17 protein-coding genes are annotated in these 23,402 nt (G+C 64.8%); 5 read left to right on the top strand and 12 right to left on the bottom strand.

What is annotated here, in order from left to right; translation table 11 throughout:
* Positions 1–129: 129 nt before the first annotated feature.
* Positions 130–1,431, top strand: coding sequence for an acetyl-CoA C-acetyltransferase (locus QYR03_RS00160; protein WP_259848925.1), 1,302 nt, complete (start codon positions 130–132; stop codon positions 1,429–1,431).
* 49 nt (positions 1,432–1,480) lie between these two features.
* Positions 1,481–3,595: an acyl-CoA dehydrogenase family protein gene (locus QYR03_RS00165; RefSeq protein ID WP_259848861.1), complete on the top strand. Its 2,115-nt coding sequence runs from the start codon at positions 1,481–1,483 to the stop codon at positions 3,593–3,595.
* Positions 3,596–3,863: 268 nt separating this feature from the next.
* Here QYR03_RS00165 and lipA read toward each other — a convergent pair whose 3' ends face one another.
* The 7 genes from lipA to sucB form a co-directional block, all read right to left on the bottom strand.
* A complete protein-coding gene (gene lipA / locus QYR03_RS00170) occupies positions 3,864–4,952 on the bottom strand; it encodes a lipoyl synthase (protein WP_259848860.1) in 1,089 nt (362 codons plus the stop codon).
* A 60-nt stretch (positions 4,953–5,012) separates the two neighbouring features.
* Positions 5,013–5,753, bottom strand: a complete 741-nt coding sequence (gene lipB, locus QYR03_RS00175) for a lipoyl(octanoyl) transferase LipB (protein ID WP_259848859.1) — start codon at positions 5,751–5,753, stop codon at positions 5,013–5,015.
* A 56-nt stretch (positions 5,754–5,809) separates the two neighbouring features.
* Entirely contained in the window at positions 5,810–6,199 is a 390-nt protein-coding gene (gene gcvH / locus QYR03_RS00180) for a glycine cleavage system protein GcvH (protein ID WP_259848858.1), read from the bottom strand.
* 2 nt (positions 6,200–6,201) lie between these two features.
* A complete protein-coding gene (gene gcvT, locus QYR03_RS00185) occupies positions 6,202–7,284 on the bottom strand; it encodes a glycine cleavage system aminomethyltransferase GcvT (protein WP_259848857.1) in 1,083 nt (360 codons plus the stop codon).
* A 14-nt stretch (positions 7,285–7,298) separates the two neighbouring features.
* Positions 7,299–10,202 (bottom strand): aminomethyl-transferring glycine dehydrogenase, encoded by a 2,904-nt coding sequence (gene gcvP, locus QYR03_RS00190; RefSeq protein WP_259848856.1) that lies wholly within the window; start codon positions 10,200–10,202, stop codon positions 7,299–7,301.
* Between the two features lie 62 nt (positions 10,203–10,264).
* A complete protein-coding gene (locus tag QYR03_RS00195; protein ID WP_301712176.1) occupies positions 10,265–12,016 on the bottom strand; it encodes a dihydroxyacetone kinase family protein in 1,752 nt (583 codons plus the stop codon).
* 118 nt (positions 12,017–12,134) lie between these two features.
* Entirely contained in the window at positions 12,135–14,207 is a 2,073-nt protein-coding gene (gene sucB / locus QYR03_RS00200; RefSeq protein WP_301712177.1) for a 2-oxoglutarate dehydrogenase, E2 component, dihydrolipoamide succinyltransferase, read from the bottom strand.
* 127 nt (positions 14,208–14,334) lie between these two features.
* Here sucB and QYR03_RS00205 point away from each other — a divergent pair, with 127 nt between their 5' ends.
* Positions 14,335–14,718 (top strand): oxidoreductase, encoded by a 384-nt coding sequence (locus QYR03_RS00205; RefSeq protein WP_259848853.1) that lies wholly within the window; start codon positions 14,335–14,337, stop codon positions 14,716–14,718.
* A 58-nt stretch (positions 14,719–14,776) separates the two neighbouring features.
* Here QYR03_RS00205 and QYR03_RS00210 read toward each other — a convergent pair whose 3' ends face one another.
* Positions 14,777–16,285: a leucyl aminopeptidase gene (locus tag QYR03_RS00210; RefSeq protein WP_259848852.1), complete on the bottom strand. Its 1,509-nt coding sequence runs from the start codon at positions 16,283–16,285 to the stop codon at positions 14,777–14,779.
* A 116-nt stretch (positions 16,286–16,401) separates the two neighbouring features.
* Between QYR03_RS00210 and QYR03_RS00215 the strand changes: the two genes are divergently transcribed.
* Entirely contained in the window at positions 16,402–17,514 is a 1,113-nt protein-coding gene (locus tag QYR03_RS00215; RefSeq protein ID WP_301712178.1) for a branched-chain amino acid aminotransferase, read from the top strand.
* Between the two features lie 75 nt (positions 17,515–17,589).
* Here QYR03_RS00215 and QYR03_RS00220 read toward each other — a convergent pair whose 3' ends face one another.
* Positions 17,590–18,606, bottom strand: a complete 1,017-nt coding sequence (locus QYR03_RS00220; protein WP_259848850.1) for a nicotinate-nucleotide--dimethylbenzimidazole phosphoribosyltransferase — start codon at positions 18,604–18,606, stop codon at positions 17,590–17,592.
* 21 nt (positions 18,607–18,627) lie between these two features.
* Entirely contained in the window at positions 18,628–19,377 is a 750-nt protein-coding gene (locus tag QYR03_RS00225; RefSeq protein WP_301712179.1) for a DUF3043 domain-containing protein, read from the bottom strand.
* 201 nt (positions 19,378–19,578) lie between these two features.
* Here QYR03_RS00225 and QYR03_RS00230 point away from each other — a divergent pair, with 201 nt between their 5' ends.
* Positions 19,579–19,923, top strand: coding sequence for an iron-sulfur cluster assembly accessory protein (locus QYR03_RS00230; RefSeq protein ID WP_259848848.1), 345 nt, complete (start codon positions 19,579–19,581; stop codon positions 19,921–19,923).
* Between the two features lie 94 nt (positions 19,924–20,017).
* Here QYR03_RS00230 and QYR03_RS00235 read toward each other — a convergent pair whose 3' ends face one another.
* Positions 20,018–21,082, bottom strand: coding sequence for a S41 family peptidase (locus QYR03_RS00235; RefSeq protein ID WP_301712180.1), 1,065 nt, complete (start codon positions 21,080–21,082; stop codon positions 20,018–20,020).
* 127 nt (positions 21,083–21,209) lie between these two features.
* A complete protein-coding gene (gene asnB, locus QYR03_RS00240; RefSeq protein ID WP_301712181.1) occupies positions 21,210–23,132 on the bottom strand; it encodes an asparagine synthase (glutamine-hydrolyzing) in 1,923 nt (640 codons plus the stop codon).
* Between the last annotated feature and the right edge of the window lie 270 nt (positions 23,133–23,402).

Raw genomic sequence — 23,402 nt, forward strand, 5'->3', positions numbered from 1 at the left:
ATACTATTATAAGATCGCAATGGTGACGAACCTTACAAAGTTCAAACTTTGTAAAGTGCCAGACAAAAAGCCTCGCGCGAGGCACTGAACAGCAGTAACTCGCCTGAGGTCTAATCGGAACTGCAGGAGATAAGCATGAATCAACCCCGCAAAGTAGCCATCCTCGGCGGAAACCGTATCCCGTTCGCGCGTTCCAACAAGGAGTACGCGAACGCCTCTAACCAGGACATGCTGACCTCGGCCCTCAACGGCCTGGTCGCCCGCTATGGCCTGCAGGACAAGGAACTCGGTCTCGTTGTCGGTGGCGCAGTGCTCAAACACGCGCGCGATTTCAACCTCGTCCGCGAGTCCGTGCTCGGCTCCGAGCTGGCGTCCACGACCCCGGCATTCGACGTGCAGCACGCCTGCGGCACGTCTCTGACTTCCGCGATCCAGGTCGCGGACGCAATTGCTCTCGGCCGCATCGAGAACGGCATCGCCTGCGGCGCGGACACCACCTCGGACGCGCCGCTGGCCGTCAACGACACCCTTCGCAAGACCCTGATCCGTCTGTCCACCGCGAAGTCCGCTAAGGACCAGCTGAAGCTCGTCGGCTCCATCCGTCCGAACCAGCTGGCGCCGGAGCAGCCGCAGAACGGCGAGCCGCGGACCGGCCTGTCTATGGGTGAACACGCAGCTATCACCGCACGCGAGATGGAGATCACCCGTGAGGCACAGGACGAACTGGCGGCGACCTCCCACCAGAACCTGGCCAAGGCGTACGACGAAGGCTTCTTCAACGACCTGATGACCCCGTTCTTGGGTGTCAACCGCGACACCAACCTGCGCCCTGACTCTTCTGTGGAGAAGCTGGCCAAGCTCAAGCCGGTCTTCGGCAAGAAGGACGCGGAGCAGCACGGCGGCACCGCCACGATGACGGCGGGCAACTCGACCCCGCTCACCGACGGCGCGGCGGCTGTCCTCCTCGGCTCCGAGGAGTGGGCCAAGGAGCAGAACCTGCCGGTCCAGGCGTACATCGTCGATTCCGAGCTCGCCGCAGTCGACTTCGTGTCCGGCAAGGACGGCCTGCTCATGGCTCCAACCTATGCCGTCCCGCGCCTGCTCGAGCGCAACGGCCTGACCCTCCAGGACTTCGACTTCTACGAGATCCACGAGGCATTCGCCTCCCAGGTGCTGGCCACTCTCAAGGCGTGGGAGGACGAGACCTACTGCCGCGAGCGCCTCGGACTCGACGCCCCGCTGGGTTCCATCGATCGCTCCAAGCTCAACGTCAAGGGCTCCTCGCTGGCAGCCGGCCACCCGTTCGCGGCGACCGGCGCGCGCATCCTCGCATCCGCCGCGAAGACCCTCGAGCAGAACGGCGGCGGCCGCACCCTCATCTCCATCTGCGCCGCAGGTGGCCAGGGCGTCGTCGCCATCATCGAGCGCTAACTCACCACACCCACCCCTAAAAGGAAGCATTCAAGGAAAGAAGGACATCATGACTTCTGTTGAGGATAAAGTCCGCAAGGTCAATCTGGAACGCCGTCCCCAGAGGCCGTTTCCCGAATCCCGTTCTCCGCAGGCGCTGCCGGAGACCCCGGACGCAGCGGTCGCAGGCAAGCTGAAGACGCTGCTCGACGGCAAGTGGGAAGAGCAAAAGGACAACATCCGCGAGCAGCTCAACCGCGAAGAATCGCTGCCGATGATCGAGGGCTCCGTTGAAGAGATCCGCGCCGCCCTGCTGGAGAAGGTCAAGATGGTGGCCGCCTCCGGCATGATGCAGACGGCCTTCTCCAAGGCGAACGGAGGTTCAGGTGAAGCCCACGTCGGCATCATGGGCCTGGACCTGCTCGGGCAGTTCAACGGCTCGCTGGCGATCAAGTCCGGTGTGCAGTTCGGCCTGTGGGGCGGCGCCGTCGACGTGCTGGGCACCGAGCGCCACCGCGAGTACGCCCAGGGCGCCATGGACCTGTCCAAGCTGGGCAGCTACGGCATGACTGAGCGTGGCCACGGCTCCAACGTGCAGGAGCTGCAGACCACGGCGACCTACGACCCGGAGACCCAGGAGTTCATCATCAACTCCCCGTCTCCGTCGGCCACCAAGGTCTACATCGGCAACACCGCCCGTGACGGACGCTGGTCCGCTGTTTTCGCGCAGCTCTACACTCCGGGTGTGGAGGAATCCCACGGTGTGCACTGCTTCGTGGTGCGCATTCGCGAAGAAGATGGCTCCCCTGTCGAGGGCGTCACCATCGGCGACCACGGCCACAAGGGCGGCCTGCTTGGCGTCGACAACGGCACCCTGACGTTCGACAACGTCCGTATCCCACGTGAGGCGCTGCTCAACCAGTTCGGCGATGTCGATGCGGAGGGTAACTACACGTCCCCGATCGACTCGAAGAACCGCCGCTTCTTCACCATGCTGGGCACCCTGATCCGCGGCCGCATTGCCGTTGGTGCCGCCGGATCCGGCGCAACCAAGTCCTCCCTGGCGATCGCTCTGAAGTACGCGCACCAGCGCCGCCAGTTCGACTACGGCGACACCGGCGAGGAAAGCAAGCTGATCGACTACCGCCAGCACCGCCGCCGCCTGATCATCCCGCTGGCCCGCTCCTACGCGCTCCAGCTGCTGCAGAACCAGCTGACGGCCCGCTACGCCGACCAGACGGAGCGCCAGGCCTCCGGCGAGTGGTCCGTGACCAATCCGACCGAAGCACAGGCTCTGGCTTCCCGCGAGATGGAGACCTTGGCGGCGGCGTTCAAGGCCGTGGCCACCGAGCACGCCACCGACACCATCCAGGAGTGCCGCGAGGCCTGCGGTGGCGCCGGCTTCATGTCGGAGAACCTGCTGACCACCTTCCGCGCCGACACGGACGTGTACAACACGTTCGAAGGCGACAACACCGTCCTGCTGCAGCTCGCCGGCAAGAACCTGCTGACCGCGTACACCAGCGAGATGGCTAACCCGTCCGCAGTGGACATCGTGAAGTTCGCGGCCACCAACGTGACCGACATCTTCCGCAGCCGCGCTGGCCTGGGTTCCACCGTCCAGTCCGTGGTGGACACGTTCACCAGCGAGGAAGCGTCCCTGTTCGACGCCGACTACCAGCTCAAGGTCGTCCAGATGCGCGAGCAGCTGGTCATGCGTTCCCTTATCCGCCGTATCCAGAGCGCACGCAAGCTGGACAAAGCTGAGGCTGCGAAGGTCATCGACAAGGCTCAGGACCACATGCTCAACGCCGCGTGGGCGTACATCGAGAACCTGATGGTCCAGGCCATGATTGAGGCCGAGCGCTCCCTGCCGGTGGGCTCCACCGAGCGCGCCGTCTTCGAGCAGGTGCGCCACCTGTTCGTTCTCGACACCATTGTCCGCGAGGCCGGCTGGTACCAGGAGCACAACGTGATCTCCTCCGGCCGCGTCAAGGCAGCCCGCGCATCCATCAACGACCTGGTCGACTCCCTCGGTCCGTGGTCCGAGGTGCTCGTGGACGCGTTCGCCATCCCGTCGGTTGTCCTCGACCGCCCGCTGTTCAAGGACGGCGGCACGGACGATTCCCGCGACAACCCGGAGGCATGGAAGGTCGGATCGAACATCCCGACCGGCCAGGAGTAGGGAAGTGACGGGCTTCTAAACACGGAGGGGTCCGCGCACACGAGAAAGCCCACCAGGGTTCATCCCTGGTGGGCTTTCATCGTCGACGGGGCGAATCGTTGCGCTGGCATCAGCGGCCCTGCCACTAAAACCCAGCTACCTGGATCCAGCTAATCGTCCCTATTAAGGCGGAAAGCTGGTTCCAAGTAGCTGGATTTAGCAGCCCGAGGTTTAGCGGCCCGGGAAGCCTGGGAAGACAACCGGATCACCGCGAAGCGGCGCTTCCTTTTTACTCGGCGCCGATACCCGGCATGCCGAGGCCGACTGCCGGGCGGCCGGCGGAAACAACCGGGGTCTCCTGCGAGGGGCCGTACTTGGTCAGCAGGGACTCTGCCTCCTGCTCCGTGGCACCCTGGGAGGTTTCCGCGAGGTGTTTGAGGTTCTCCGGCAGCTCACGGCCGTGGAACTTCATCGCCTCCACGTAGAGCTTGCCCGCGCGGTAGGAGGAGCGGACCAGCGGGCCGGACATGACGGCTGCGAAGCCCATGTCGTAGGCGGCATCGCGGTACTCGATGAATTCTTCTGGCTTCACCCAACGCTCGATCGGGTGGTACATCGGGCCGGGACGCAAGTACTGGGTGATCGTGATGATGTCCGTGCCCGCGTCGTGCATGTCGGCGAGGGCCTCGAGGACTTCCTCGCGGGTCTCGCCCATGCCCAGAATAAGGTTGGACTTGGTGATCAGGCCGTAGTCGCGCGCCTGGCGGATAACGTCAAGGGAGCGCTCGTAGCGGAAAGCTGGGCGGATGCGTTTGAAGATGCGCGGCACCGTCTCAAGGTTGTGCGCGAAAACCTCGGGCTCGGCCTCGAAAACCTGCTGGAGCAGGTCCGGCTTGCCGGAGAAGTCCGGGGTCAGGTTCTCGACACCGGTGTGCGGGTTGAGCTCGTGGATTTTGCGCACCACCTCGGCGTACAGCCATGCGCCCTCGTCCTCGAGGTCGTCGCGGGTGACACCGGTGATGGTGGAGTAGTTGAGCTGCATTTCCCGCACGCTCTCGGCGACGCGCTGCGGCTCCTCGACATCGAGGGGCTCGGGCTTCGCGGAGTTGATTTGGCAGAAATCGCAACGGCGGGAGCAGTTCGCGCCACCGATGAGGAAGGTGGCCTCACGCGACTCCCAGCACTCGTGGATGTTGGGGCAGCCGGCCTCCTGGCACACGGTGTGAAGGGAAGCGCCCTTCACTTTCTTCCGCATGTCCTCGTATTCGGGGCCGGTTTTCACGGCGTTGCGGATCCAGCGCGGCTTAGATTCGATAGGGGTCTGCGCGTTGCGCTTTTCGACGCGGCGCAGCTTGCGTCCTTCTTCTGCGACAGTCACGGATCCCACGTTAATCACGCCCGCGCAAAGGCGCGAATATCGCAGGATGAAGGCCCCCTTTTAGAGTCGTCCGTGCGAAATGGTGTGGTCCGCCACGGCGAGTTCACCGGAAAGCGCGCGGTCGAGATTGCGGATCACGGTCGGTGCAATGTCGTCGGGTGTGACATCGCGCCCGGTTTCCAGGCTCATGGTGGTGACATCGGCGTCGCTGATGCCGCAGGCGACGATGTGGCCGAAGTATTCCAGGGTGTTGTTGCAGTTCACTGCCAGACCGTGCATGGTCACGCCACGGGTGACGCGGATACCGAGCTGTGCGACTTTGCGGTCGCGGCGCACGCCTACCGACGGATCGTCCGCTGGCACCCACACTCCCGAACGCCCTTCGATGCGTCCGGCGTCCTCGACACCGAATTCGCGCACGGAGGCGATCAAGGCTTCCTCGATGCGGCGGACGAAATCGACCACGTCCACCGGGTCGGCGAGTTTGATGATGGGGTAGACGACCAGCTGGCCTTCGCCGTGCCAGGTGATGCGGCCGCCGCGGTCGACGGTGACGACGGGCTGACCGTTGTCCGGCATGTCCTCTGGTTGGGTTCGTTTGCCGGCGGTGTAGGTGTTGGGGTGCTGGAGGACCAGCAGGGTGTCGCCGATCTCGTCGCGTGCGCGCTGGGCGGTGAGCTCTGCCTGCAAGTCCCAGGTCTCCGCATAGTCCACGAGCCCCAGTTCCCGCACGTCAAGTGGGGAATCTGAGGCTCGAATGGAGCGGTCGGGCGGGAAGAACGGTTCACGAGGGGCACTCATGCCCTACATCGTAGACCCCGCCGCGCGCCGCTTACGGAGTGGATCGCTCCACAGGTTTAGAGGCCGTTGGCTGCGCCATACTCTTCGGCGTTCAACAGCGGGCCGGCGGTTTCGACGGCGACCTCGAAGAGCCAGCCCTCACCGAACGGGTCGTTGTTGATGGCCTCGTAGTTGTCCTCGATATCCTCGTTGATCGCGGTGACCTTGCCGGTGACCGGGGAGTAGAGGTCGGAGACGGACTTGGTGGACTCCACCTCGCCGCAGGTCTCGCCGGCGGTCACGGTGTCGCCCACAGCCGGCAGCTCCGCGAAGACGATCTCGCCGAGGCGCTCGGTGGCTACGGAGGTGATGCCGATGCGCACGGTCTGGCCCTCAACGGCGTCAGCCGGGGCGTTGACCCATTCGTGCTCTTCGGAGTAGGAAAAATCCTGGGGCAGATCAGACATGGTTACTTGTCCTTTCGGGAGTAGAACGGGGTCTCGCTGACGGTGTACGGGTAGCGCTTACCCCTGATGTCGATGTCCACTCTAGTGCCCGGCTCAGCGTGCGCGGGGTCAATGTGCGCCAAAGAGACCGGGTGGCCCAAAGTGGGGGAGGGCTGGCCGGATGTGACGACGCCGATGCGGGTTTCGGAGCCGTTGTCGTCGGTGAGGAAGATCTCGGCGCCCTCGCGTGCGGCGCGGCGCTCCTCGGAGGTAAGACCTGCGATCACGACGGACGGCTCGCGGCCTGTCAGCGCCTCCTTGCCCACGAAGTCCGCTTCCTTCTTGGCGAAGGCGCGGCCCATGCCCGCTTCCACCGGGGTGATGTCAGAGGTCAGCTCGTGGCCGTAGAGCGGCATCGACGCTTCCAGGCGCAGCGAGTCGCGGGAAGCGAGGCCGCACGGGATACCGGAGTCGATCACGGCGTCCCAGATCTTTTCAGCGTCGCTGTTCTGACAGAAGAGCTCGAAGCCGTCTTCGCCGGTGTAGCCGGTTCGGGCGACGAAGACTTCGCTGCCGCCCAGGGTGCTCCACGCGCCGGAGTAGTAGGCAAGTGGCTCGGGGTCGTCGGCAAGCAGCGGCTTCAGCGCGTCGAGCGCGCCGGGGCCCTGGACGGCGATGAGTGCGATCGATTCGGAGTCATTGCGGATCTCCACGTCGAAGCCCTCGGTGCGGGCCTGGAATGCTGCCCACACGGTGGCGGTGTTGGCGGCGTTGGGCACCACCATGAAGTGATCGTCGGAGAACTTGTACGTGATCAGGTCGTCCAGGATGCCGCCGTTCTCGTCGACGATCATGGAGTATTTGGCCTTTCCCACCTTGAGGTTGGACAAGTTGGAAATGAGCACGTAGTCGAGGTACGCACCGGCGTCGGGACCGGTGACATCGATCTCGCCCATGTGGGACAGATCGAAGATCCCAACGGCGTTGCGCACGGCTCGGTGCTCTTCGAGCTCGCTGCCGTACTTGAGCGGCATGGTCCAGCCACCGAAATCGGTGAACGATGCGCCGAGGGCCTCGTGCTTGCTGTGCAGCGGGGTCTGTGGCATGTGTGGGTGCTCCTTTACTTCTTGTTTTCTTCGGTGACGACAGGCTCGATGACCTCGCCCTCTTCGGGGGAGGCGGAGAGGTCGAAGGCCTCCGGCGGCGGGCAGGCGCAGACGAGGTTGCGGTCGCCGTACGCCTCGTCGATGCGGCGCACCGGCGGGAAGTATTTCGCAGTGAGCAGCGACTCGACTGGGTAGGCGGCCTGCTCGCGGGTGAAGGTGTACTCCCAGTTGGAGGTGACCAGGCTGCGTGCGGTGTACGGAGCGTGGTGGATGACGGAGTCTTCGTAGGCCACCTTGCCGTCGATGATGTCCTGGATCTCGGCGCGGATGGAGCGCATCGCAGTGATGAAGCGCTGCAGCTCGGCAATATCCTCGGACTCGGTCGGCTCGATCATGAGCGTGCCGGCGACGGGGAAGGCCAGCGTCGGGGCGTGGAAGCCGTAGTCGACGAGGCGCTTGGCTACATCGGCGGCGGTGACTCCGGAGGCATCGGTGATCTCGCGGAGATCGATAATGCACTCGTGGCCGACCAGGCCGGCATTGCCGGTGTAGAGAACCGGGAAAGAGTCGTTCAGCCCGTGCGCCAGGTAGTTGGCGTTGAGGATGGCGTTCCGGGTGGCGGAGGCGAGCCCCTCGGCGCCCGACATGGCGATGTACGCCCACGAGATCGGCAGCACGCCCGCGGAGCCGTACGTGGTGGCGGAGATGGGCACACCGGCGCCCTCCGCGGCTTCCTTCGCGGCGTCTTCACCACTGATCTGCGGGTCGGCCGGGAGGAACGGGGTGAGGTGCGCGCCAACTCCGATCGGGCCGACGCCCGGACCACCGCCGCCGTGCGGGATGGTGAACGTCTTGTGAAGGTTCAGGTGGCTGACGTCGCCACCGAAATCGCCCGGCCGGGCGAGGCCGGTCAGGGCGTTCATGTTCGCACCGTCGATGTAGACCTGGCCGCCGACAGCGTGAACCTTGTCCGCAACCTCGGTAACTGTCTCCTCGTACACGCCGTGCGTGGACGGGTAAGTGATCATGATGGCGGCGACGTGCTCGCCGTACTGCTCGAGCTTCGCGTCCAGGTCGGTGATGTCGATGGAGCCGTCGTCCGCGGTCTTGACCACGACAACACGCAGGTTCGCCAGCGTTGCGGAGGCTGCGTTGGTGCCGTGCGCGGAGGCCGGGATGAGGCAGATGTCGCGCTCGGTGTCGCCGTTGGCCACGTGGTAGCGGCGGATGGCCAGCAGGCCGGCCAGCTCACCGGTGGCGCCGGAATTCGGCTGGACGGAGACGGCGTCGTAGCCGGTGAGCTCCACCAGCCAGCTGGTCAGTTCAGCGATGAGCTCACGCCAACCCTCGGTGTACGCGTCGGGTGTGAACGGGTGGACGTTGGCGAAGCCCGGCCAGGTGATGGCCTCCAGTCCCGCGGTGGGGTTGAGCTTCATGGTGCAGGAACCCAACGGGATCATCGTGCGGTCGAGCGCGAGGTCCTTGTCGCCGAGAGAGCGGATGTAGCGCATCATCATCGTCTCGGAGTGGTGGGTGTTGAACACCTCGTGCGTGAGCAGCTCGGTGGTGCGCGTCAGCTCCTCCGGCAGACCGTTCACTGCGTCGCCGGCGGCAACGGGGTCGTTGATGATGCCGAAGCCTTCGAGCAGCGCGGCGAGGTCAGCTTCCTCGGTGTCTTCGCCGAAGCTTACTGCCACGGTGTCGTCGTCGACGGCGCGGACGAGGTAACCGGTGTCCGCCAGTGCGTCGACGATGCCGCGGGCACGGTCCGGCACGGTGACAGCCACGGTGTCGAAGAAGTGCCCGTGCTTGAGGGTGAGGCCGGCGGCGCTTAGCGACGCCGCGAAGCGCCCCGCCCATTCGTGCACCTTGCGCGCAATATCGCGGAGGCCCTCAGGGCCGTGGTACACGGCGTACATGGAGGCGGTGACCGCCAGCAGGGCTTGTGCGGTGCAGATATTGGAGGTGGCCTTCTCGCGGCGGATGTGTTGCTCGCGGGTCTGCAGCGCGAGACGGTAGGCGGGGAAGCCCTCGGCGTCGACGGACACACCGACGAGGCGGCCCGGCATTTGGCGCTTGAGCTTTTCCGTCACAGCCATGTAGGCGGCATGGGGGCCGCCGTAGAACAGCGGCACGCCGAAGCGCTGCGTGGTGCCCACCGCGATGTCTGCGCCGAGCTCGCCCGGGGATTCCAGGAGCAGCAACGCCAGCGGATCGGCGGCCACGGTGGCGAGGCCGCCGCGGGAGTGGATCGCCTCGATCACCGGGCGAGGGTCGACGATGTCTCCCTCGGTGCCGGGGTAGGCCAGCACGACCCCGACGAAGTCCTCGCCGACCAGGTTGGAGTCCAGCGCTGTGACTTCGATCTCGAGGTCCAGTGCACGGGCGCGCTCGGCGGCGACGGCGATGACTTGGGGGTGCAGGCGTGCGTCGAGAAGCACGCGGCGTCCCTTCTTCACCTTCCGGGACATGAGGCCGATGGCCTCAGCGACGGCGGAGGCTTCGTCGAGAAGCGAGGCGTTGGCGATAGGCAGGCCCGTGAGGTCCTGCACCATGGTCTGGAAATTGAGCAGCGCCTCGAGACGGCCCTGGGAGATTTCCGGCTGGTACGGCGTGTACGCGGTGTACCAGCCAGCATCCTCCACGACTCCGCGGCGGATCACCGGCGGGGTGATGGTGGAGGAGAAGCCCTGGCCGTAGAACGCTTTGAGGACCGTGTTCTTCCCGGCAAGCTCACGCAGTCGATTCTGGGCTTCGTTCTCGGTCAGCGGGGCAGGCAGATCGAGCGGCGCTTTCGCGAGAATGCCCGGTGGGGTCGCGGCCGCGACCAGTTCGTCGATCGAACCGTAACCGACGGCATCGAGCATTTCCTTGCGCTCGCTGTCCGTCGGGCCGATGTGGCGGGAAATGTAATCCACGACAACTAGCTCCTTAGTTTTCCAGTGCGTCACAGTTGCTTACGAGTCTAGAAAACCCGGTTTTAGAACTCGTCGACGGATGCCTCACCGAACAACCACGTGATCGAGATTGCGCCTGGGTCCGGCACGTCTGCTGCGGATTCGCCCAGGTAGGAGGCGCGCCCCTTCTTCGCTTGCATGCCGCGGGTGGATTTCGCGCCCTCCACAGCGGGGGTATGGATTTTCTCCAGCACCTCGTCGATCGATGCCGGGGCGGATCCGTCCGCGAGCTGCTTCGCTTCCTTCGCGGCCGGTGCCAGGGCGTCGATTAAGGTGTTGTCGCCCTCCTTCGCACCGCCCAGGTCGGTGATCGCTTGGACGCCGTTGTTGAGGCCCGCCGCTAGCGCCTCAGTGAAGTCCGCGGTGTCGGCGCCGCGGGAGTCCACCCGGGCATCGGTGAACGCGTCCGCCATCTCGCGGAAGAGCGTGCCCAGCACAGCGCCGGATGTGCCGCCCGCGCGGACCAGCATGCGGTGGGCGAAGAATTCGAGTACCTCGGCGTCGGTGCCTTTCAGCGGGGTTTGAATGTCGCCGAAAGCTGCTTCGAGGTTCTGGCCGAAATCGCCGTCACCGGCGACGCGGTCCAACTCGGTCAGATCGTCGTAGGAAGCGGCCAGACGGTTGGCGAAGGCGCTCAGCCAGACATTCTCGCCGCCCTCGTTCGGCGCCTCACGGTCATCGACCATGCGGGCGGGGGAGTACGTCGGGTCCTCGACCACGGCGGGCCAGGCCGGAGCATCTGTCTCAGCGTCGAGAAGCTCCAGCAGCTCGTCGTCGACGACAGTGACCGTGAGGGAAACGCCCGCCATGTTCAGGGAGGTGACCAGGGTGCCCACCAGGCCGCGGCGCACATTCGCGCCTCGGTCGGCGAGCTGGGAAAGCGCCTCGCCGAAAATGAGGTCCAACTCGAGCTCGCTCGTGCCGCCGAGGCCATTGACGAGCAACGCGACATCGGCGCCGTCGATCTTCACACCGGCGTTGGCGAGGGATTCAGCGACACCGTCGAGCAGCTCACCGACGAGCGCCTTGGCCGACGGCTCTTCCCCTGCCGTGGTGTCGCGGCGTTCCACGCCCGGCTCGCCGTGAATGCCGACACCGATCTCGATTTCGCCTTCCTCCAGATCGAATGTCTGGCGGTCGCTGGTGGGAAGGTGGCCCGGCATGAGGGCGACGGCCATGCTGCGGGACTGGTCGGCGGCTTTCTGTGCGAGTTCAGCGACTGTAGCCACCTCGTCGCCACGGGCCGCGGACGCACCTGCGATCTTCTCCACGATGATGGTCGCGCCGGTGCCGCGGCGGCCCGGGGAATCGTCATCCTCGTCGATCTCGGTGGCGGCGTCATCAGCGACGGTCACCGTGGCCACCTCGCCGTCGACGCTGTTCGCCGCGACCGAGAAGTTCATGACATCGCCCGTGTAGTTCTTCACTACGTGGACCACACCCTTGCCTTGGTCGGCCCACTCGGTGGCTGCAGTGATCTGGACGGCGTTCGGAGAGGTGAACAGCAGACCCGGGCAGGCGGCATCGAGCATGCCCGCACCAATGAAGCCGGCGTGCATCGGCTCATGGCCGGAACCTCCGCCGGAGATCACCGCCACACGGCCGTCACTGCGCTTGTCCTCGGTGATCCCGATGAACCCTTCGTCGTGCCACGAAGCATTCGGGTGCGCGGCGACAAGCCCGCCGAGCGCTTCCTCCATGAAGGCGGAGGGGTTGTTGCGGAACGACTTGAAAGAGCTGTGCTTACTGGTTTTTTCATGTGATTCCTGTGCCATACAACCCAGTCTATCCACTGGGTTGTGGGCGTGTGGGCGCATAAAGAGCGGCCCGGCACCGACCGTGTTGGTCAGCGCCGGGCCGTCTTGAACCCGGAGGGTTTACACCCCGCTGGGGTTAGAGGTCCATGTCCTCTTCGAAGTCGCCGGTCTCGACGCGGTCCTTGATCGTGGTGATGAAGCGGCCAGCGTCCGCGCCATCGACGATCTGGTGGTCGTAGGTGAACGGCAGGTAGCACATGGAGCGGATTGCGATGGAGTCGATGCCGTCCTCGGTCACGATGACCGGGCGCTTGACGATAGCGCCGGTGCCCAGGATGCCGGACTGCGGCGGGGTGAGGATCGGGGTGTCCATCAGCGCGCCGGCGGAGCCGATGTTGGTGACCGTGAAGGTGGCGCCGGACAGGTCGTCCGGGCGCAGCTTCTTGTCGCGTGCGCGGCTAGCCAAGTCGGCGATGCCCTGGGCGATCTCAGCCAGGGACATGTTCTGGGTCTGCTTGAGCACCGGAACGAGGAGGCCCGTCGGGGTGTCGACAGCGATACCGATGTTGACATCCTCGTGGTAGGTGATCTCCTTCGTCTCCTTGTTGTAGGAGGCATTGACGTTCGGGTGGGAGACCAGAGCCTCGGACGCGGCCTTGACGAAGAAGGCCAGGAAGGTGATGTTTGCGCCGTGCTTCTCGACGAAGGCCGGCTTGACCTTCTTGCGCAGGTCGGCGATGCGGGTGACATCGACTTCCTGAACGTGGGTGAGCTGCGCGGAGGTCTGCAGGGACTCGACCATCTTGGAGGCCGTGATCTCGCGGATGCGGTTGACCTTCTGGGTGGTGCCGATAAGCTCCTGCTTCGCCGGATCCACAGCCTTGGTGGACCAGCGAGCGCGCGGGCCGGAAGCCTTCTTCTCCGGAGCGGCGGAGGCAGTGCCGGCGCTCTTGGACTCGGTTGCGCCCTTGGCGGAGCCGCCCTCTGCGGCAGCCAGAACGTCCTGCTTGCGGATGCGGCCGCCGACGCCGGTGCCCTCGACAGTGTTCAGGTCGACATGGTGCTTGTCGGCGAGCTTGCGCACCAGCGGGGTGACGTACGGGACCTTCCCGCCGTTGTCGATCTTGGCGGAAGTGTTGGTGGAGGATGCCGGGGCAGCAGCCTGCTTCGGCTCAGCCTTCTTCTCTTCCTGCTTCGGAGCCGGCTTCTCTGCTGCTTCAGGCTCGGCCTCAGAATCAGCCTCGTCGGCGGAACCGGCCGCGGCGGCCTCAGCATCGCCGATGCGCGCGATCGCGGCACCGACCTCGATGGTGTCGTCCTCGCCCACCAGAATTTCCAGCAGGGTGCCTGCGACCGGGGACGGAATCTCGGTGTCGACCTTGTCGGTGGAGACCTCGAGCAGCGGCTCGTCGACCTCGACCAGGTCGCCGACCTCCTTCAGCCAGGTGGTGATGGTGCCCTCGGTGACGGACTCGCCGAGCTCGGGCATTGCCACCTCGGTGGACTCGCCGGAGCCCTTCTTGTCGGAGGAGGACTTCGGTGCGGACTTCTTCGGGGCCTCCGCCGGAGCGGCAGCCTCTTCGGTCTCGTCGGCGGAATCGTCGCTGTCAGCGGCAACTGCGTCTGCGTCGCCGACGCGTGCGATGACCTCGCCGACCTCGACGGTGTCGTCTTCCTGGGCCAGGATTTCAACCAGGGTGCCTGCGACCGGGGACGGGATCTCGGTGTCGACCTTGTCGGTGGAGACCTCGAGCAGCGGCTCGTCGACCTCGACCTCGTCGCCGACCTCCTTCAGCCAGGTGGTGATGGTGCCCTCGGTGACGGACTCGCCGAGCTCAGGCATCTCGACGTCGGTGGCGGAGCTGGAGCCGCCGGACTTCTTGGTCGGCTTGGACTCGGACTTCGACTCAGACTCAGCCTTCTCTTCCTTCGCCTCAGCCTTGTCAGCGGAGTCGCCGGACGGCTTCTCGCCTTCCTCGCCGACGACTGCGATGACCTCGCCGACCTCGACGGTGTCGTCTTCTTCCGCCTTGATCTCCAGCAGAACGCCGGCGACCGGGGACGGGATCTCAGTGTCGACCTTGTCGGTGGAGACCTCGAGCAAAGGTTCATCGACCTCGACGGTGTCGCCGACCGACTTCAGCCACGTGGTGATCGTGCCTTCAGTGACCGATTCGCCCAGCTCGGGCATCTCTACAGAGTGAGCCATGGTGATGGAGTCTCCTCAAAAAATTCCAGACGTTGATTCGCCACAAGCGTACCCGCTTAGTTGCTCATGTGCGCCCGAGCATGTGCGCAATGGGGTGTGTTTTATGTCGCCTTATATGATGTGGTGCGTGTTCAATATCTTCGGATCCCGGAAAAACAACTCGCCCCTGAAGCCTCCGCGCGGCCCAGGCGAGACCGTGAGGGCTGAAGATGCCGAGTACCTGAAATCTTGGGTTGCTCAGCACGCCTTCGTGGAGGGTTTCGTCGAGCCGGAGACCTTGGTCAACGAGATGTCTGTGGTGCTGGTTGCTGAAAACGGTGAGTTCACCCGCCGCCGCATCGGGGGTCCGAAGGGCATCGACGCTGTGGCCAAGCTCTTGGGCATTCCGCTTTACGACGTGGAGGGGACCGGCTACCCCGACCGCATGCGTAAGCGGATGGAGCAGGAGAGGATCCTGCGCAAGCGCGCCGAGCAAAAGGAACGCCGCGCCCGGTTCGAGCGCGGCGAATAAATCCGATAAGTCGGACCAAAATCACATTCCTTCCCCCCTTGGGTGGGGGGTGGGAATGTTAGATCAGCCCCCGGACCGTCTCCACAAGAGTGCGCACGGGAACGCCGGTGGCGCGGCTGGGAGTGAAGCCGTGGGGGCCGTCGCTGTTCCAGGCCGGGCTCGCCACGTCGATGTGGGCCCATTCGATCTCGTCGCGGATGAAGCGGGAGAGATAGGTCGCTGCGAATTCCATGCCACCGAAACGGTCGCTGTTGGCGTTCTTCACGTCGGCGACCTTGGAGGAGATCTCGTCCTCGTGCTCTTCGAGCAACGGCATCGCCCAGCCGGGCTCGTCGATCTCGCGCCCGTGTTCGGCGATGCGGTCGCGCAGCTCGTCGCTGCCCATGACTCCGAAGGTGCGCTTGCCTAGCGCCACCATTTGGGCGCCGGTGAGCGTGGACGTTTCGATGAGGTGCGTGGGGGAGTCCTCGCAGGCTCGGGCGATGGCATCGGCGAGCACAAGGCGGCCCTCCGCGTCGGTGTTGATCACCTCGCTGGTGATGCCGCCGTAGTGGGTGATCACATCGCCGGGCCGCTGGGCGGTGCCGGACGGCAGATTCTCGGCGAGCGGCATCCACGCCTCCACGCGCACAGGCAGCTCCATGGCGGCGATGGCGCAGGTCGCGGCCAGCACCGCGGCGGAACCGCCCATGTCCATCACCATTTGCTCCATGCCGTTCGCGGGCTTGATGGAAATGCCGCCGGAATCGAAGGTGATGCCCTTGCCCACCAAGGCGACGGAGGTGCCGTCTGCGGCGTTGCCGGGAGCCCAAGTCAGATGCACCAGGCGCGGCGGGTGCGCGGAGCCTTGGCCAACCGCCGTGATCCCGCCGAAGCCCTGCCCGCGCAGCTGGGCGTCGTCGAGGACCTCGACCTGCACACCTGCTGCAGTGGCGATCTGCTCGGCATATTCTGCGTAGACCTCGGGGTAGAGCAGGTTGGAAGGAGTGTTGACCAGGTCCCGCGCCAGGGCCACAGCATGGCCCGCGGTGACCGCGGCCTCGAAGGCGCCGCGCTCGTCCTCACGCCCGATCACGGTGATCAGCGGTGCGGAGGCATCAGCGGTGCCTTCCCCATCCGCCCCGGTTTCCTCGTCTTTCGGCGCTTTCAAACCGGCGTAGGCATATCCGCCCAAAAGCAGGCCTTCAACGGTGGCGGCCACGCCAAATTCGCCGCTGACGACCGCGCGCTCCACGCCGTTGAGGGAGCGGGCGGCCGCACCCATGGCCCGGCGGACGGATGTCGGGGAGGTGTCTTCGCCGAGGCCGACGGCGATGTGCAGGTCGCCGTCGAGCACTACCTTGGTGATCTCTCCGTGGGAACCGGTCGCACCGACAGCTTCGAGCGCCTCCAGCAGGCCGTCGCGGGTCAACGCGGAGACCGGCAGTTCCAGTTCCTCGCCCTGGGCGACGGGGATGAGGCGGGCGGCGCCGTCGATAAGCGTGCTGTCTGCGGAGGAGGCGAAGTCCACGCGCGGTAGGGACCCGTGGGCGGGAAGAACACCTGTGGTGCGGGGAAGGTGCGGCATAGAGCGGATACTCCTTTACTTCCTTTTGGGAGAAATGGGGTTGACGCGGCCGATCCTACGTCAGCCGGGCACGAAACCGGCTTGGGCGCATGTCTGTGGGCGTATGCTTGGGCAGCATGACGAAATTGGAATTCACCGTGCAGAAGAACGAGAACCCGGCAAGCGACGAGCAGCGCGCGGAAATTCTCAAGGACCCGAAATTCGGCCAGGAATTCACCGACCACATGGTCGCGATCGACTGGACCGAGGAGGAGGGGTGGCACAATGCCCGCGTCACCCCGTACGCCCCGATCGAATTCGATCCGGCTTCCATGGTGTTCCACTACGGCCAGGCGATCTTCGAGGGTTTGAAGGCGTACCGCCAGCCGGACGGTTCCATCGCCACTTTCCGTCCGGAGCAGAATGGGCAGCGTCTGCGGAATTCCGCCCGGCGCTTGGCCATGCCGGAGCTTCCCGACGAACTCTTCTTGGAATCCTTGCGCCAGATCGTCGCTGTTGACGAGGCGTGGGTACCGGAAGCTGGTGGCGAGGCCGCGCTGTATCTGCGCCCGTTCATGATCTCCACCGAAGTCAGCCTCGGGGTGAAGCCGGCAAGCAGCTACACCTACTACGTCATCGCCTCCCCGGCGGGCGCGTACTTCGAAGGCGGCGTCAAGCCGGTCAAAGTGTGGATCTCTGAGGACTACGTCCGCGCCGCGCCGGGAGGCACAGGCGCCGCGAAATTCGCGGGCAACTACGCCGCGTCCTTGCTCGCGCAGGCGCAGGCCCAGGAGAAGCAGTGCGACCAGGTCGTGTGGCTCGATGCCATCGAGCGGACCTACATCGAGGAGATGGGTGGCATGAACCTCATGTTCGTCTACGGTGCTGAGGACAACGGGATCAAGGTGGTCACTCCGGAGCTGTCCGGTTCACTGCTGCCGGGCATCACCCGCGACTCTTTGCTGCAGGTCGCAGGAGACCTCGGCTACGCCACCGAGGAGGTGCGCATTTCGGTCGACGACTGGAAGAACGATGTCGCGGAGGGGACGATGACCGAGTCCTTCGCCTGCGGCACCGCTGCGGTGATCACCCCGGTCGGCCACATCGTGGGCGACGGCATCGATTTCACGGTCAACGGCAACGAAGCCGGCGATGTCACGATGAAATTGCGTGAGCGCCTGACCAAGATCCAGCGCGGCGAGTTCGAAGACACCCACGGCTGGATGCACACGCTCGTTCCCGCCAAGTAAGGGCGCACGTGTACAGGCACCGCCGCTTATCGACGGCCCGTTGGGGCCGGGGGCGGCCGGTGCATGTTTTTGTCTTTATTGTGCCGTTTCCTGCGAGCGCATTTCGTCGGCGACCAGCTCCACGGCAGAGGTGAGCAGCGGCAGGACAGCTGCTCCTCCGGCACCTTGACCGGTGGTCATGTCGAGTGCCGCCACAGGTGTGAGATCGAGGGCCTGCAGGCAGATCTTGTGGCAGGGTTCCGGGCTCAACTGGCCGGCGAGCAGCCAGTCTTTCACACCGGGGGAGAGCCGTTCCGCCGTGTAGGCGGCGGCAGCGGGGAAGGCGCCGTCGACAAGCACTGGCGTGCGGCGCGCCGCGCACTGCGCGATGAACGCCGTGAGCGCAACGAAATCCGGCGAAGAAATACGCTGCAGTACCACTTCGACGTCGTCGTGGGCGTCGCGGGCCCGGAACATGGCGTCGCGCACTGCCGCGACTTTGACCTTCCAGGTCTCGTCGTTGATGCCGCTGCCGCGGCCGACCGCGACAACAGGCTCGGTGAAGGTGAGGGTGCCGATCACTGCGGCGGCCACCGTCGTGTTGCCCACCCCGATATCGCCGACGACAGCGAGGTCGCAACCGGAATCGACAGCTGAGTCCGCGACCGTGCGGCCCAACTCCACGGCGCGGGCGAATTCATTCGGACTCATGGCATCCTCGATGTCGATTGCCCCGGAGCCCGGGCGGATGAGGGCTCCCTCCTCGGCGAGACTCACGCGGACGAGCTCCACAGGAGCATTGGCGGTGCGGGCCAGGGTGTTGACGGGAGCTGCTCCGGCATCGACTTCATCGGCCTGCAAGATGGAGGCATCCGGCGTGAACGCGGAGACTCCGCGGGCGGCGATGCCGTGGTCGCCGGCGAAGACGACGATGCGCGGGGATTCGATCGGGTGTGGGGGCGTTTCACCCTGGCGTCCGGCAATCCACGCGCCGAGGCCGGCAAGCCGGCCGAAGGATACACCGCGCGGGTTATCCGTCATGGCCGCGCGGACCCGCGCCTCAACAGCGCTGTCCGGGGTGGGAACCGGTTCGAACTGCACAGAAACGCTCATGGTGGTGCCCCAGCTTTCCTGCTACGCCTTGGAACCGATTGCAACCTGCGGCTTCGGTGTGCGCCAGTTGCGCGGTTGGGATGCGCGGGAGTACGCGTACATGCCGAGGCCGAAGCCTGTCTCGTCCGTGCCGGGGAATTTCGCGCGGACAGCGCGGTTCGCGCGGCGGCCGATGATGAAAGCCTCCACGAAGATGGCCAGGATGAACACCATGGACACCAGGGAGAGGATCTCGGAGACGCGCGGCATGACAAGGCCCAGAAGCATGATGGCCAGCAGAACGACCATTGCCGGAAGCATGTAGTTGGACAGGAAACGCCGGGAATCCACCCAGTCGCGCACGTAGTGGCGCACTTCACCCTTGTCGCGGTCCATGAGGTAGCGCTCGTCGCCCGCGTCCATCCGGGCCTGAACCTCGCGGTTGCGCTCGCGGCGCTCCTCGCGCTCCTTCTTCTTGTACTCCTTCCATTCCTCCTTGGACATGGAAGTCTTGAGTTCCTTGCGCCTTTGCGCCTGCTGCGGCCTCGACATCGCGTTCGGGTCGCGCACTACTCCGCGCTTGACCTCCTGGTCGTGGCGCTTCGGTGTCGGGCGGCCCTTCGGCGGGGTGTAGCCCTTCGGCAACGAGTCTTTGGACGTAGTGTCCTTGGCCGCCTTCACGGCGTGGGGGTCCGTGGAGGTGCTGCCGCCGAGGTCGAGCTTGGTGGAGCCGCTGCTAGCGGTCGCGTTGTCGGCCGCAGGGGCATCGGATTTCTGCCAGGGAAGTTTCACGCACTCTAGGCTACAAAACCTGGGTGCGCAGGTGGGAATACGGGTGCGCTCGGTGGTGTTGTGGAATCTAGAAGCGCCCGAGGGCGCTCGACACTGACTTTCTTGCCTGTGACCAGCGCAAGTTAGGGTGTACTAGCATCCAGGTGCCGGCCCGGAGTAGGCTCGGTGCCCGACACGATCCGTAGGCAAGGAGAAACGATCATGACTGCACCGACTTCCGCAACTGGTGTCAAGCTCACTGAGGCAGCCGCCGCGAAGGCGAAAGCGCTGCTGGATCAGGAAGGCCGCAACGACCTGTCCCTGCGCATCGCCGTTCAGCCTGGCGGCTGCGCCGGGCTGCGCTACCAGCTCTACTTCGACGACCGCGAACTCGAAGGCGACAAGGCCGATGTCATCGGTGGCGTCCGTCTCGTGGTGGACAAGATGAGTGTCCCGTACCTCATGGGTGCGGAGATCGACTTCGCTGACACCATTGAGCAGCAGGGCTTCACCATCGACAACCCGAATGCGGGGGGCTCCTGCGCCTGCGGCGACTCCTTCAACTAAGGCGAATGCCGAAGCAAGAACAGAAGAACGAAGCGCTCCCGCTAGTGGCGGGGGCGCTTCGTTCTTTGTTTTCCCAGAGCGCTGGTCTCGAGCGCTAGCTGCAGCCGCTTTCGTCTCGTAGCCACCTTTCAGCCTCAGCTACAGCCACGTCGCCGGAATCGGTCTTCACATCCGGGTCTATAGGATCTTCCGAGTATGTTGCGCCGTTGCGATCGCGGTCCTTGGCGATGGTGAGCATCAGCTCGCTGCCGTCGGGAAAATCGTAGACAGTATTCGCGGAGGCAAATCCGGCGGTCGGGGTGCCGAAGCTGCGGGAGTTGTCCAGGCCGCGGAAAGAGAGCATGGTCGCTTCGCCGGAGGATGCCGTGCCACCGTCCACGAGCACGGCGACAGGGACGTCCCATTTGCCACCTGCGGTTGTCAGTGGGGTGCCGCCGCCCTTGACGGAATTTCCGTCGACGGTCACAGCATTCGTTCTCGCCCCAAATTCGAATTCCAAGGCTGTGCCATCCGGAAGCAGGGGAGACAGGCCTGCAAGCATCGGGCCCATGTCGCCGCCGCCATTGCCACGCAAATCAACCACGGCACCGCAGGCACCGTTGTCGCGTGCTGCGGCTAGGCCGTTGGAAAGCGTGTCAGCGTAGCCCTGAATATCGTCATTTCGGTCGATCCCGGGAACTGTCGCCCAGGCGAGTCCGTCTTTCTGTTCCACCCCTGGGTCGGGCGAGCTCGCGCTGTCCGCGGCATCGTCGCCGCCACTCTGTTCGTCCGGTTCGATGAGGCGGGAGTGCTTGCCGCCAGCGGCGCGGACCGCGTCATTGAGGGTGGCGCGGACGTCGTCAAGCGAATCTGCCTGCTTCGCGGCGGCCCGGGCGTGCTCTGCTGCGTCCGCGAATTCCTTCGAGTCGGCATATATACCCTGCTCAGCGAGACTGAGCACAGTCGATGTGTAGCGTTTCGGTGAGTCTGTGCCGAGGAAGCGGGCGGATCCCGTCGTCATTGCGGTGAGCGTCGGTCCGTAGAAGTACGCCCCGGCGCCGAGTAGGAGAACACCGGCGACGAGTAGCCCGCCGATGACGGTGAGAATCTTTTGCGTCTTTGTCTTCATGGACTTTGTCTTTGCGGTCTTTGCCGCTGTCTCCGCTGTTTTCGCTGTCATGGCTCTCATTGAAGCTTCGCAGGCACGAAATGTAAGTAGATTCCGCTATCCGATCGGGGTAGAGACAGCGCTACCCCGCGGCAGACGCGATGACGGCCAGCCACGGGGTAGCGAAGAACAGTGGTTCTTAAAGGTTCACGGGGTATTCGCGGTGCTCGATGCCGGGATCGATCCGCTTCTCGACGAAAATACCGTGCCAGATCATGAACGCCAGCACAGTCCACAGGCGGCGGGAGTGGTCCGAGACGCCGTCGCGGTGCTCCTTGAGCATCTCCAAAACCTCGGGCTTGTTGAAGATGTCGTCCGTCTGCGATTCGTTGATGGTCTGCTGCGCCCAGCCGTAGAGCTCATCGCCGGCGAGCCAGTAGCGCATCGGGACAGGGAAGCCGAGCTTCTTGCGGTGCAGCACGTGCGGAGGAACGATCTGCTCCATGGCTTTGCGCAAGGCGTACTTGGTGGTGCCGTGGGAGATCTTTAGATCCGCCGGGATGGTTTCCGCCACGGCGAAGACCTCCTTGTCCAGGAACGGGACGCGCAGCTCGAGGGAGTGGGCCATGTTGATTTTGTCGGCCTTGACCAGAATGTCGCCCCGCATCCACGTGAACAGGTCGAGGTGCTGCATGCGCGCGACCGGGTCCATGTCCTTCGACCGTGCGTAGATCGGTGCAGTGACCTCGCGGTGGTCCCATTCCGGCTTCGCCCACGGCAGGACACGGCGCAGCTGGTCGTAATTAAAGGAGCGCGCGTTGCCGTAGTAGCGGGTCTCCATCGGGGTGGTGCCGCGCTCGAGCAGCGACTTTCCACGCATCCCCTCGGGCAGTACCTGGCTGAGTTTGTTCAGGCCCTTCAGCAGGGGGTCGGGCATCTTCTCGAACGGGGCGAGCGACAGCGGCTCCTTATATATGGTGTAGCCGCCGAAAAGCTCGTCGGCACCCTCGCCGGAGAGGACGACCTTGACGTGTTTGCGCGCTTCCTGTGCCACGAAGAACAGCGGCACGAGTGACGGGTCCGCGACCGGATCGTCGAGGTACCACATGATCTTCGGGATGGCGGCGGCGTATTCCTCAGGGGAGACGACCTTCACGATGTGCTCGACACCGATCGCCTCCGCGGATTCTGCGGCGACGTCGACCTCCGAATAACCCTCGCGCTCGAAGCCCGTGGTGAACGTGAGTAGGTCGGGGTTGTGGCGCTTGGCCAATGTCGCGATCGCGGTCGAGTCGATACCACCGGAAAGGAAGGAGCCTACTGTCACGTCAGCGCGCATGTGCTTGGCGACGGAATCCTCCAGCGCCGCGGCGATCTTGTTGAAAAGTTCTTGCTCTTTGTCCTTGGCGACGGGGATGACGTTGAACTGGGGGTTGAAGTAGCGCTTGGCTTTAACTTCGCCGCCCGGGGTGAGGGTGGCGGTGCAGCCGGACTCGAGACGCCGGATGCAGGAGTGGAGGGACTCCGGCTCCGGCACGTACTGCAGGTCGACATAGTGCTCGATCGCACGACGGTCCAGGCTGAGGTCTAGACTCAACTCGGGTGCCATCTCTATGATGGCTTTCTTCTCAGAGGAGAAGACTGTGCCCGCCTCGGTGGTGGCGTAGTAGAGAGGCTTGATGCCGAACTGGTCGCGGGCGACGAACATTGTGCGGGTTTCCGTGTCCCAGATCGCGATGGCGAACATGCCGCGCAGGTGCTCGACGACGTCTTCGCCCCAGTGGTGGTATCCCACCACGATGGTCTCCGAATCGCCCTCGGTGTTGAACGTCAGGCCAGCGGCGGTCAGCTCCTCGCGCAGCTCCACGTAGTTGTAGATCTCGCCGTTGAAGGTCAGCGCGTAACGCTCGGGGTTCTCCGCCGGACCCCACCGAAGCGGTTGGTGGGAGTGCTCCAGGTCGATGATGGCGAGACGGTTGAAGCCGAAAACAGCGTCATCGTCGTGCCACGTGCCAGCCGCGTCGGGGCCGCGGTGATAGAAGCAGGGGAGGGCGCGCTCGGCCGACTCCGCGAAGCGGGAAGCGTCGGACGAGCTGGTCAGCATGGCGAGAAGACCGCACATGGGAATGACTCCTTAGATGGTCATTTAAACAAAGTGAATTCAGCTCTACCCACAATAGAAGCCGTACCCGCCACCACCGGAATTAGCGCGCGTCCGCGTGGCGCGCGCCGGCTGGCGGGGTGGTCGAGGAGGACTGTAGTGGGCAGCTCGGGGCCACCTTTAGCCCGTCCCCAATAGGGGTGCAACTTCCGGATGATATTTGACCGAAATAATGTGACGGCAGTTACACGGTACCGGGCTGGTTATCGCGGACATACCGCGACGTGGCCG

This window comes from Corynebacterium sp. P4-C1 (genome assembly GCF_030503595.1).
GTDB lineage: Bacteria > Actinomycetota > Actinomycetes > Mycobacteriales > Mycobacteriaceae > Corynebacterium.

Excerpts from the sequence above, each read along its gene's own strand:
- sucB (WP_301712177.1), bottom strand. The coding sequence starts at position 14,207 with ATGGCTCACTCTGTAGAGATGCCCGAGCTGGGCGAATCGGTCACTGAA.
- asnB (WP_301712181.1), bottom strand. The coding sequence starts at position 23,132 with ATGTGCGGTCTTCTCGCCATGCTGACCAGCTCGTCCGACGCTTCCCGC.
- QYR03_RS00165 (WP_259848861.1), top strand. The coding sequence starts at position 1,481 with ATGACTTCTGTTGAGGATAAAGTCCGCAAGGTCAATCTGGAACGCCGT.
- lipB (WP_259848859.1), bottom strand. The coding sequence starts at position 5,753 with ATGAGTGCCCCTCGTGAACCGTTCTTCCCGCCCGACCGCTCCATTCGA.
- QYR03_RS00215 (WP_301712178.1), top strand. The coding sequence starts at position 16,402 with ATGACGAAATTGGAATTCACCGTGCAGAAGAACGAGAACCCGGCAAGC.
- QYR03_RS00235 (WP_301712180.1), bottom strand. The coding sequence starts at position 21,082 with ATGACAGCGAAAACAGCGGAGACAGCGGCAAAGACCGCAAAGACAAAG.
- QYR03_RS00220 (WP_259848850.1), bottom strand. The coding sequence starts at position 18,606 with ATGAGCGTTTCTGTGCAGTTCGAACCGGTTCCCACCCCGGACAGCGCT.
- QYR03_RS00210 (WP_259848852.1), bottom strand. The coding sequence starts at position 16,285 with ATGCCGCACCTTCCCCGCACCACAGGTGTTCTTCCCGCCCACGGGTCC.
- QYR03_RS00230 (WP_259848848.1), top strand. The coding sequence starts at position 19,579 with ATGACTGCACCGACTTCCGCAACTGGTGTCAAGCTCACTGAGGCAGCC.
- gcvH (WP_259848858.1), bottom strand. The coding sequence starts at position 6,199 with ATGTCTGATCTGCCCCAGGATTTTTCCTACTCCGAAGAGCACGAATGG.
- gcvT (WP_259848857.1), bottom strand. The coding sequence starts at position 7,284 with ATGCCACAGACCCCGCTGCACAGCAAGCACGAGGCCCTCGGCGCATCG.
- QYR03_RS00195 (WP_301712176.1), bottom strand. The coding sequence starts at position 12,016 with ATGGCACAGGAATCACATGAAAAAACCAGTAAGCACAGCTCTTTCAAG.